The 10,780-nt window shown below is 67.7% G+C and carries 9 protein-coding genes and 2 pseudogenes; 7 read left to right on the top strand and 4 right to left on the bottom strand.

What is annotated here, in order from left to right:
* From RMO30_RS00325 to RMO30_RS00340, 4 genes and pseudogenes are all read right to left on the bottom strand, one after another.
* A pseudogene (locus tag RMO30_RS00325) lies at nt 1-125 on the bottom strand (AAA family ATPase); the annotation flags it as partial.
* Between the two features lie 37 nt (nt 126-162).
* Nucleotides 163-1,359, bottom strand: a complete 1,197-nt coding sequence (locus RMO30_RS00330; protein WP_309707970.1) for a DUF4350 domain-containing protein — start codon at nt 1,357-1,359, stop codon at nt 163-165.
* Entirely contained in the window at nt 1,356-2,060 is a 705-nt protein-coding gene (locus tag RMO30_RS00335; protein ID WP_309707972.1) for a DUF4129 domain-containing protein, read from the bottom strand. Before RMO30_RS00335 ends, RMO30_RS00330 begins: the two co-directional genes overlap by 4 nt.
* Complete coding sequence (locus RMO30_RS00340) at nt 2,057-3,121, bottom strand: glycerophosphoryl diester phosphodiesterase membrane domain-containing protein (RefSeq protein ID WP_309707973.1); 1,065 nt, start codon at nt 3,119-3,121, stop codon at nt 2,057-2,059. The genes RMO30_RS00335 and RMO30_RS00340 overlap by 4 nt, the downstream gene beginning before the upstream one ends.
* Before the next feature lie 170 nt (nt 3,122-3,291).
* Between RMO30_RS00340 and mtrA the strand changes: the two genes are divergently transcribed.
* From mtrA to RMO30_RS00375, 7 genes and pseudogenes are all read left to right on the top strand, one after another.
* The gene (gene mtrA, locus RMO30_RS00345) at nt 3,292-3,972 is read left to right on the top strand and encodes an MtrAB system response regulator MtrA (protein WP_309707988.1); all 681 of its coding nucleotides are present in this window, start codon (nt 3,292-3,294) and stop codon (nt 3,970-3,972) included.
* A gap of 23 nt (nt 3,973-3,995) precedes the next feature.
* Entirely contained in the window at nt 3,996-5,573 is a 1,578-nt protein-coding gene (gene mtrB, locus RMO30_RS00350) for an MtrAB system histidine kinase MtrB (RefSeq protein ID WP_309707975.1), read from the top strand.
* Entirely contained in the window at nt 5,570-7,210 is a 1,641-nt protein-coding gene (locus tag RMO30_RS00355) for an LpqB family beta-propeller domain-containing protein (protein WP_309707977.1), read from the top strand. Before mtrB ends, RMO30_RS00355 begins: the two co-directional genes overlap by 4 nt.
* Nucleotides 7,211-7,305: 95 nt before the next feature.
* Nucleotides 7,306-7,875 carry a hypothetical protein gene (locus tag RMO30_RS00360; protein ID WP_309707979.1) on the top strand — a complete coding sequence of 190 codons (570 nt, stop codon included), beginning with the start codon at nt 7,306-7,308 and terminating at the stop codon, nt 7,873-7,875.
* A 140-nt stretch (nt 7,876-8,015) separates the two neighbouring features.
* The gene (locus RMO30_RS00365; RefSeq protein ID WP_309707980.1) at nt 8,016-8,669 is read left to right on the top strand and encodes a phosphoribosyltransferase family protein; all 654 of its coding nucleotides are present in this window, start codon (nt 8,016-8,018) and stop codon (nt 8,667-8,669) included.
* 108 nt (nt 8,670-8,777) lie between these two features.
* A complete protein-coding gene (gene hpf / locus RMO30_RS00370; RefSeq protein ID WP_309707981.1) occupies nt 8,778-9,443 on the top strand; it encodes a ribosome hibernation-promoting factor, HPF/YfiA family in 666 nt (221 codons plus the stop codon).
* A 108-nt stretch (nt 9,444-9,551) separates the two neighbouring features.
* A pseudogene (locus RMO30_RS00375) lies at nt 9,552-10,780 on the top strand (preprotein translocase subunit SecA); the annotation flags it as partial.

The following is a 10,780-nucleotide window of genomic DNA, read 5'->3' on the forward strand; positions in this document are numbered from 1 at the left end:
TGGCCGCCGGCGAGCAGCGCGATGATGAGTCCGGTGACGGCGCCATCCTGGCCGACGACCGCCTTGCCGACTTCGGTGCGGACGGCGGAGAGCGAGGTGCGGAGCGAGTCCGTCGTGTCGGTCATGGGAGCCATTCTCTCGATACGGGAGGGGTCATGTCGGTCAACGCTCGCGCACGACGCGGGTGACCTCGGCTTCGAGGAGCAACAGCTGGTCCGAGAGTTCTACCAGCGAACCGTCGTTCGCCGGGATGCGGTCGGTCAGCAGCTCGGTGAGTTCGTCGGGGGTGCGTCCCGTCAGGGCGGCGACGGCGCTGACGACCTCGTCGACGGTCGCGCGTCTCGGCAGCCCGCAGAGGAGCGCGAGCCGGGCGATCGCCCCGATGCGCAGCGAGTCGAGGGCGTGTTCGCGGGCGCCAGCTCGTTCGTACAGGCGGGCCCGACCCTCCATGGTCTCGTTGGCTCGCACCACGACCGGCAGCCGCTCGGTCACCAGCGGGCCGACCCGACGCCCGCGCCAGATCGCGGCGGCGAGGCCGAGCAGCAGGAGCAGCAGCACGAGCGGGGTCACCCACGGCGGGGTCAGGTTCGCCGCGGTCGGGATCTCGCCCGACTCGAGTTCGCTCAGATCGGGCCGGTACCAGATGAGGGTCTCGTGTTCGCCGAGCAGGTTGAGCGCGAACGCCGCGTTCCCGGCATCCAGGATCTCGCTGTTGGTGAACGCGGGCGAGATGCCGACGATCGTGACGTCGGAGCCCCGGGTCCGGGTGTGCACGACTGAGTAGAGACCGTCGTCGGCCTTGAAGCAGCCGGTCACCTCGGCGTCGGCATCCTCGATGTCGTACAGGAACGGTAGGCCCGATACAGCCTCGGCCTTCCCGGCGGCGGGCAGATCGCAGTCGACCGGGTAGGTGTCGGGGAACCCGTCCCCGGCATACACCACCCCGGGCGCGAAGTCCTCGAGCTCCGCATCGATCGGGTCGAGCACCACGATGTGGTCCGCGACCTCGAACAGGTCCCCCCGCTGGCCAGCGCCGAGCACGAGGTAGGCGTCGTAGACCAGCAGGGTCGTCGCCGCAGAGTCGCTGCCGACGGCCCGGACTTCGGCGAGAGTCGTCGCCGGCTCGACGTCGACGCCCTGATCGCGCAGCACCTCGACGAGGGCCCGCGACCCGGCGGGGCTTCCGGAGGTCGGTGAGAGGAAGTCCGCTTCGCGCTCCGGTGGTCGGGTCACCGCGTAGACGACGATCGCCACGATCACGAAGACCACCGAGATCGCGACACCGATGAGCACGCCCCGTAGCAGCCGGCGCGGAGGGGCAGCCGGGGTCGGCGGAGCGGGCGGGGCCTCGACGCTCATCGGGCCGACTCCGCAGCTTCGGCGGTTGCGTTCGCACCGAGGACGTCGGCGGCCCGCACGCGGGGGCGGCGGGCCGCTCGCAACTCGGCATCGAGCGCCGACATCCGCAGCCACTGTTCGCGCGTGCCGACGCCACCGAGGTAACGCAGGTCGTCGAACACCACGGCGGACTCGGCGAGTCGATCCGCGGCCGGGGGAAACACCAGGCCCGTGCGCCGGGCGAAGTCGCGTGCGGTCGTCCCGGGGAAGGTCAGCACGATGCCGCGCTCGGCGAGGTCGCGGGCCAGCGAGCGGAAGAGCTCGACGACCGCCGAGGTGAAGTCGCCGGCATCAGCTGCCTGCTGCGCGGCGGTGCGTAACTGCAGCGCCGACCGGTCGTCGTCTTCGCCGAACAGGTCACCCGTCACCGTGCTGCGCTTGCGCAACCGGGGGAGCCCGAAGATCGCGAACGCCACCACGAGGATCGCGACGACGAGGATGACCGCAATGACGACGCCGACCGTCTGCCCGGTCTCGATCCCTGGGGCCGGTGCCTCGGATCCGCCGATGCCGGAGAGCAGGCGGTCGATCCAATCCAGAAAGTCCTGCCACCAGCCGGGCGGCTCGGGCGGCTGGTACTGCTCGTCGCCGCGCCCCAGCTCTTCCTCGAGCCAACGTCGAGCCTGCTCGTCGTCGGGATCGACGGGGACGTCGCGGATCATCCGGCACCCCCGCCCGGGAACGGGTCGGCGACGGCGATGCCGCGCTGACGCTCGTCGACGTACCGCGCGAGCGCGAGATCGAGTCCTTCGACCCGCATCCGCTGGTCGAGGTAGAACAGGGCCGCGCAGACCGACTGCACGACCAGCCCGAACGCGCCGACGACGGCGGTCACGGCGGTCAGGATGACGGTGCGCGCCGCGAGGTAGATCTCGATCTGACTCTGGGTGGGGCCGGTCGGGAAGACCAACCCCACTCCGAGGTCGAGTGCCCAGCTGATCGGCAGGGTCAGGATGCCGGCGGCGATGCCGACGACCACCCAGATGAGCAGTTGCGAGCCGAACAGCCGCCAACCCGCGCGTCGGGTGAGGCGCCACGAGCGCGCGATCGCACCGACGACCCCGAGTCCCTCGATGGCGATGACATGGCTCGTGAACCCGAAGCGTGCCGCGAAATAGCCGCCGATCGAGATGATCGCGATCGCCTCGAGGAAGCCGACCAGGAGGGCGAAGACGTTGCCCATCGACGAACTCACGGCCAGCGCCACCGGCAGCAGGGAGGCGAGGACGAGCACCCCGGCCCCGACGACGAGCACGCTGACGGTCCACCCGACGAGGCGCGCCGTGCGGCCCTTGAGGCGCCAGCGGAGTCCGCGGAACGACACTCGTTCGGCCAGCACCGCCCGTGAGGCGGCGATCACGACGGCGCCCGCAAGCAGCGCGTTGCCGGCGAGCGCGAGCACCAGCGACACAAACGCGCCGATCTGCTCAAGCACGCCGAGCAGGTTCTGCGTGAGCAGGTAGTCCTGGTAGTACGCCGCGTCGAGCGCGGCTAGCGCCCCGATCGTGAGCGCCCAGACGAGGAACGCGGCGAGCGTCGTCGTGACGAGGCTGATGACGAGCGCCGGACCGAGGGTTGTGCGAGGGGCGCGCCGCTGCAGGCGGAACGGGGCGCCGAGGATCACGCCGAGCGGGATCGGGCGCAACGGAACGAGACCGCGTTTCGGCGGCGGCGTCCAGGCGAGTCGCCGGCGCAGAGGCTCCTCGACAGGGCCCGCGGCCACCGAAACCGGTGCTTCGGGCGCTAACCAAGTGGGCGCCGCAGGAGGCGCCTCTGTGGATCCGCTGTCGCTCACGCGAGCCCTTCCCGGTCACGGACTGGATGTCATGCTCTCACGCTCGGGGCTCTGTCCGCCTCGACGCTGTGTTCGCCTCGACTACTCTGGTGCGCACGATGAACGCACGCATTCTGGTGGTCGACGACGACAACGCCATCTCCGAAATGATCGGCATCGTTCTGCGTGCCGAGGGCTATGAGCCGTCGTTCGCCGCCGATGGGGCCGCGGCCCTCGAATCCTTTCGGGTGACCAACCCCGATCTGGTGCTGCTCGACCTCATGCTGCCCGGAATCGACGGCATCGAAGTGTGCGAGCGCATCCGCGCCGAGAGCGGTGTGCCGATCATCATGCTGACCGCGAAGGGAGAGACCACGGATGTCGTGCGCGGTCTCGAGAGCGGAGCCGACGACTACGTCGTCAAGCCCTTCAACCCCAAAGAGCTCGTCGCCAGGATCAAGACCCGCCTCCGCCCGACGCCGGCGGTCGACAGTGACACGGTCGCGATCGGTGACCTCGTGATCGACGTCGCCGGCCACGAGGTGCGTCGCGGGGTGACGAAGATCGGCCTGACGCCGCTCGAGTTCCAGTTGCTGCTCGCGCTCGCCACGAAACCTCAGCAGGTGTTCACCCGCGAGATGCTGCTCGAGCAGGTGTGGGGCTATCACTACAAGGCCGACACCCGGCTCGTGAACGTGCACGTGCAGCGTCTGCGCGCCAAGGTCGAACACGACCCCGATGACCCGCGCATCGTGACCACCGTGCGCGGAGTCGGCTACCGCGCGGGCGCCGTCACCTGATCCGGCGCGCCTGACGAACTCTGATGCGATTCGACTGGCGGGCCTACGTCGCGAGGGCCATGCGGCTCTGGCGGGGGTCGCTCCAGCTGCGCACCGTCGCCCTGACCGTCGCGCTGTCGACACTTGCCGTCACGGTGGTCGGCGCCTACATCGTCACGAGCGTGCGCGGCAACCTGTTCGACCAGAACCGGGATCAAGTGGTCGCGGAGGCGAGCCGCGCCATCCTCGCCGCACAGCAGGAGTTCACGGACGCGGACGAGGCCGGCGTCGTTGACGACCTCGAGGTCGTGCAGTCCCAGGCGTTCGACTCGATGCGAGCGATCATCTCGTCGGACCCCATGGTCGCGATGTTTCGCGCGCCTGGTCAGTCCGGCCCCCCGCCCGTACTCGACGAAGCTAGCCGCGACTTCTCTGCGGAGATGGTGAGCGTGTCGCTACGGAACGCCATCGTCGACGCGGAGCCCGACACCCTGACCTGGCAGTCGATCGCGATTCCGTCCGAGTCGGCCCAAGAGCCGGGGATCATTGTCGGTTCGCGTGTTCAGTTGCCGCAGGGGCAGCAGTACGAGCTCTACGTCGTCTACAACTTAAGCGCGGTGCAGGAGACCCTCGATTTCGTGCAGGGATCGCTCGTGCTCGCTGGCGTAGCTCTCGTGTTGTTGATCGGTGCCGTGGCTTACCTGGTGGTGCGACTTGTCGTCGGCCCGGTGCGGGTCGCCGCCGAAGCGAGCGAAAAGCTCGCCGCAGGCCAGCTCGAGGAGCGCCTGCCCGAGAGCGGTGACGACGAGCTGGCGACTCTCGCCCGGTCGTTCAACCGGATGGCCGAGAGCCTCCAGCGCCAGATTCGGCAACTCGCCGATCTGTCCCTCGTGCAGCAACGGTTCGTCTCGGACGTCTCGCACGAGTTGCGCACGCCACTCACCACGATCCGCCTCGCCGGTGACGTGCTCTACGACCAACGAGACGCCTTTCCTCCGGCAACGGCGCGCACGGCAGAGCTGCTGCACGCGCAGACCCAGCGGTTCGAGACACTTCTTGCCGACCTGCTCGAGATGAGTCGCTACGACGCGGGGGCGGTGCAGCTCGAGTTCGAGCCCACAAACCTGGTGCGGCTCGTCGAGGATGCGATCGAAGCGGTCGAACCGCTCGCCCAGGAGAAGCAGACAGAGGTGCGGCTTCTGGCGCCCGGCGGGTACTTCGAGGCCGACGTCGACGCGCGCCGGATCCGCCGCGTGCTTCAAAACCTTCTCGGTAACGCGATCGACCACGGCGAAGGACGGCCGATCGACGTCTACGTCGACAGCGATCAGGATGCCGTGGCGATCGCCGTGCGCGATCACGGGATCGGAATGGCCGAGAGCGACCTAGAGCACGTCTTCGACCGTTTCTGGCGTGCCGACCCGTCGCGCCAGCGATCGACCGGGGGAACAGGTCTGGGGCTCGCGATCGCGCTGGAAGACGCCACCGTGCACGGCGGGGTGCTCGAGGTCTGGTCGCGCTCCGGCGAGGGCAGCTGTTTTCGGCTCACCCTGCCGCGCCGTCCCGGGGAGAGCCTCCGCGGGTCTCCCCTCGGCCTCCCGCCAGAGGAGGTGTTGTCGTGAAGGCCAGGTGGCGCTCACTCGCCGCGCTTGGGGCGACTTTGCTGCTCGCCGGATGCGTAGCGATCCCCACCTCGGGCGACGTCCACTCCGAGCAGATCGATGTCGACGCCGACGAGGTACCGACCGTCGTCCTTCCGCCGAGTCCCGTCCCGGGCCAGAGTCCGGTAGAGATCGTGCAGGGCTTCCTCAACGCGGGTCGCGCGCCGCAGAACCGGTACCAGGTCGCTCAGGAGTTTCTTGCCTCGAGCGCCGACTGGAGCGGCACCAGCCGGGTGCTCGTCACCTCGAGCGCGATCAACCCCGTCGCCGTCGATGAGGACACGGTAGCGGTGACCGTCACCGTGATCGGCGAGGTCGACGGATCGGGGCACTACACCGAGGTTCCGTCGCAGGTGCAGACGCTGAGCTACGACCTCACGATCGTCGACGGAGAGAACCGGATCGCACGGGCCGACCCGGGCACCGTGCTCAGCCGCAACGGCTTCGCGAAGGCGTTCGGCGCCTACCCGCTCTACTTCTACGATCCTTCTTTCGATTTCCTTGTGCCCGACTTGCGGTGGTTCCCGATCACTCGCGATGTTGCCGATCGGATCGTCGATGAACTGCTCCTCGGTCCGACCGCGTGGCTGGGTTCAGGCGTGCTCATCAACGCCTTCCCGCAAGGCACAACCGGCAGGGCGGTTTACGAAGCTCCGGAGGTCAGCGTGCAACTGGCCGCCAATGTTCGCACCGAATCTGCTCTGACCCAGGGGCGCATGATCGATCAACTTGACACGAGCCTGCGTGCACTGGGGAACGTGACCAAGCTGGTGGTGACGGCGGGCGAACTCGACCTCGCTCCGGCATCCGATGCCTCCGCACCTGAGCGCGACTATCTCGTCCGCGACGGGGCGATCGGCGGGCTGGGCGGTCAGTTTGGGTCGCTGACGGCGGACGGTGTCGCGTCACTCTCGGTGATCGGCGCTCGCGTCGACCAGTTGCAGCCTGGGGCAGCTACCCTCGCCCGAGATCGCGCCTCGGTGGCTGTGCTCGGCCCGGCGGGCGTCAGCGTGGTGGGGCCGAGCGGTGATCCCGTGACTGTCGACGCACGCGCCGGTCTGATTGCCCCCGGTCTTGACCCGCACGGTTTCGTCTGGTCGGTTCCGCGGGGCGACCCGGGCGCGCTGATCGTCGTGAAAGACGGCGAGCAGTTCCCGCTCCCGCTCGATGTCGACGGGGACGTCGTCTCGCTTGAGTTGGCGCGCGACGGCGCGCGGGTGCTCGTCGCCCTCGCGACGGCGAACGGACCGCGGCTGATCATCCTCGGGGTGCAGAGGAACGCCGACCTAGTTCCGGTCGCTTTCGGCGCCGCCTTCGAGCTCGACCCGCGCGGTGCGATCGTCGACGTCGCCTGGGTCGACGGCACTCACGTCGCGGTGTTGTCAACGGGTCAGGGTGGCAGCGAAGTAACCGTTCTAGCGCTCGGCGGGCCACCGGAGGATCTCGGCGAGATCGACGGAGCCACAGCCATCGTCGGCGGCAACCTCGTCGCCGGGATCCGGGTGTTGCGTGCCGACGGAAGGGTGCACCGACCGAGCGAGGCGGCCGGCTGGCGCGACACTGGCGTCGTCGCGTCCTTCCTCGGCACTCAGCAGTAGCGCACCGCCGGTCAGAAGTCGGGAGTGTTCTTGCGCCGCTTGGCGGGATGTGAAACTCTGTCAGGAGTTGCTTGACGGACCAGGAGGTTTCGCGGATGAAGAGAATTGCGTCCATTGCGGCGACGGTGCTTTTGGGCCTTGTGTTGGTACTGAACGCGAGCTCAGCTCAGGCCAACGAAGTTGTCGGCGACTGCTGGGTTGACGGCGGGTCAAAGCGCTCGCTGTGCGTCGGAGCCGGTGAGGATATTGCCGGGGCAGTATTCGAGCAGTTCGGGATTGAGATCTTCACCGAGGGGCTTAAAGGTGAGCCGGTCTCGCTAGTAAGTGGCGATTCCACGGTCTCTGAGACGAGCAGGGGCGTCTCCGCAGCCGCGACGTACACGCTCGGGATCTTCTACGCCCATGCAAACAAGGGCGGCGCCAAACTCTTCGTGACGTACGGCGATCACACCATTTGCTCGTGGGGATCTATAGTCACACCGAACCTGGCAGGTGCCTTCGGTGGCGTCTGGAACAACGTAATTTCTTCGTTTGAGACAAACTGGGGTTGCACTGGCAAGATTTGGGATCTCGCCAACTATTCTGGCGACACTTTTGGCTGGACAACCCTTGCTAACAGCGTCGGTGGGATGAATGACCGCGCAACGTCGTACCAGTTGACTTAAGTCGCTAGCCTGCTTAGCTTGCGAACCGCTGCCACGTTCCCTGCGGTTATCGCGTCCTTCTCAGGAGCAGGGTGCTGAACCTCTCCCCGTGTAGGGGCAGCAAGACAGTGTTTGCTGCCCCTACATTGAGAGGCTGGCACGTGATCCTCGCGGCAGTCCACGCCTACCTCTTCCCGGTGCCCTGCGTGGGATGCGGAATCGAGGGTCAGACGCTGTGCGTGGCCTGCTCATCGACGCTCGCACCCTCGCTCAGTGATGAACACATCCCGGGCGTGGGGCGTGTGACCTCGAGCCTGTCCTACGACGGCGTGGCTCGGGCCGCTCTCCTCGCGTTCAAGGAGCAAGGCCGCACCGCGCTCGCCCACGGGCTCGCGCTCCCGTTCGCGCGAGCGGTCGGCGCGGCACTGCAGATCCATCCGGGTGCCGTCGCTGTCGCGGTTCCCTCGACGCGCGCGGCACGCCGTCGTCGCGGCTACGAACCGGTGCGGCTGCTTGCGAGCCGCGCCGGCATCCGGCTCACTCCGCTCTTCCTGCCCGCCCGACCGCACGCCGTACAGAAGGGACTCGGCGTCGCGGATCGGGCCCGCAACATCGACGGGGCGTTCGAGCTCGTGCGGCCCGCGCGCGGCCTTCGCGTGCTGCTCCTCGACGACGTCGTCACCTCGGGAGCGACTCTTTCGGCGGCCGCCGGGGTGCTCCGGGCGAGCGGTGCCGAGGTCGTCGGAGCCGCGGTTCTGGCCGCCACCCCGCGCCGCGACGGCCGCTCATCGGGAATGCTCAGCAAGTCGGCGTGATCTTCCCGTGACATCCCAAGGGAGCGGGTCTACGGTGGGGCCACAGGCACTCGCTGGCGGGGCCTCCTGGGGTCACGGCGAACGCCACTGAACAGGAGGAGGACGCCCATGGATATCACCATCACCGGTCGCGGAGTCGAGATCCCGGACCGGTTCGAGGACTACGCGACCGAGAAGTCGGAGAAGGTCGCCCATCTCGCCGACAAGGCGCTGGCCCTCGAGATCCGCGTCATCCGCCACCATGAGACCGGCGGCACGACCGGCGATGATCGCGTTGAACTCACCCTCATCGGCCCCGGCCCCGTCGTGCGCGCCGAAGCCTCCGCCGTCGACAAGTACGCCGCCTTCGACATCGCGCTCGACAAACTGCTCGAACGCATTCGGCAGGCGAAGGACCGCAGGAAGATCCACCGCGGCGCTCGCCGCCCGGAGTCGATCGGGCAAGCGACGAGTAACGGCCGGGTCGCCGAACTCGTGCCGGCGAGCACGGCCCTGCTCGAAGCCGTCGCGACGGGGGAGATCCCCGTGCAGGTTGCCGAGGCCGAGGAGGCCGAGTGGAGCCCTGTCGTCATCCGCGAGAAGGTGTTCCCCGCCGCGAAGATGACGAAAGAGGATGCCGTCGACCACATGGAACTCGTCGGCCACGATTTCTTCCTGTTCATCGACGCCGTCACCGATAACCCATCAGTCGTCTACCGGCGCAAGGGCTGGCACTACGGGGTCATCTCACTCGAAGAGCAAGAGGATCAGGTGGCGAAGCGCCGTCGGCGCTGAGCCCTCCAGAACCGGCTCTCAGGGAGCCCGAACGCTACGCTTGCTAGAGTTACGCGCCGGTAACGGCGGGCCTGTTCGTGCCCGCGAAATAGGACGAGTGGAGCATCCGTGGCGAACGTTCTGGAGAGAGCCCTCCGACTGGGGGAGGGCCGTGTCCTCCGGCGGCTGAAGCACTACGCGGAAGCCATCAACCACCTCGAAGAGCACTTCGAAGACCTCACCGACGACGAACTGCGTGACGAGACCCGGCAGTTCCGCGACCGCTACGCCGACGGCGAGAGCCTCGACGACCTGCTGCCTGAGGCGTTCGCGGCGATCCGGGAGGCGAGCAAGCGCACCCTCGGCCTGCGGCCGTTCGACGTACAGCTGATGGGCGGCGCGGCCCTTCATCTCGGCAACATCGCCGAGATGAAGACCGGTGAGGGCAAGACCCTGACCGCGACGACCGCCGCCTACCTCAACGCGATCGCCAGCAAGGGCGTGCACGTCGTCACCGTCAACGACTACCTCGCCTCGTACCAGTCGGAACTGATGGGCCGCGTCTTCCGCGCACTCGGCATGACGACGGGCTGCATCCTCTCCGGCCAGACTCCGGCCGAGCGTCGCGAGCAGTACGCCGCCGACGTGACCTACGGCACGAACAACGAGTTCGGTTTCGACAACCTGCGCGACAACATGGCCTGGCAGACCCAAGACATGGTGCAGCGCGGCCACTACTTCGCGATCGTCGACGAGGTCGACTCGATCCTCATCGACGAGGCCCGCACGCCGCTCATCATCTCGGGGCCCGCGTCGGGTGAGGCAAACCGTTGGTTCGGCGAGTTCGCGAACGTCGCCAAACGCCTCATCGACGGCGAAGACTACGAGGTCGACGAGAAGAAGCGCACCGTCGGTGTGCTTGAGCCCGGCATCGAGAAGGTCGAGGACTACCTCGGCATCGACAACCTCTACGAGTCCGCGAATACCCCGCTCATCTCCTTCCTCAACAACTCGCTCAAGGCGAAGGCCCTGTTCAAGAAAGACAAGGACTACGTCGTGATGAACGGCGAGGTGCTCATCGTGGACGAGCACACCGGTCGCATCTTGGTCGGCCGGCGTTACAACGAAGGCATCCACCAGGCGATCGAGGCCAAGGAGGGTGTTGCGGTCAAGGCCGAGAACCAGACCCTCGCCACCGTGACCCTGCAGAACTACTTCCGTCTCTACGGCAAGCTCTCGGGCATGACCGGTACCGCCGAGACCGAGGCCGCCGAGTTCATGGCGACCTACAAGCTCGGCGTCATCCCGATCCCCACCAACAAGCCGATGGTGCGCGTCGACCAGTCCGATCTGGTCTA

This window comes from Pseudolysinimonas sp. (assembly GCF_031389465.1).
In the GTDB taxonomy this organism is placed as follows: Bacteria; Actinomycetota; Actinomycetes; order Actinomycetales; family Microbacteriaceae; genus Pseudolysinimonas_A.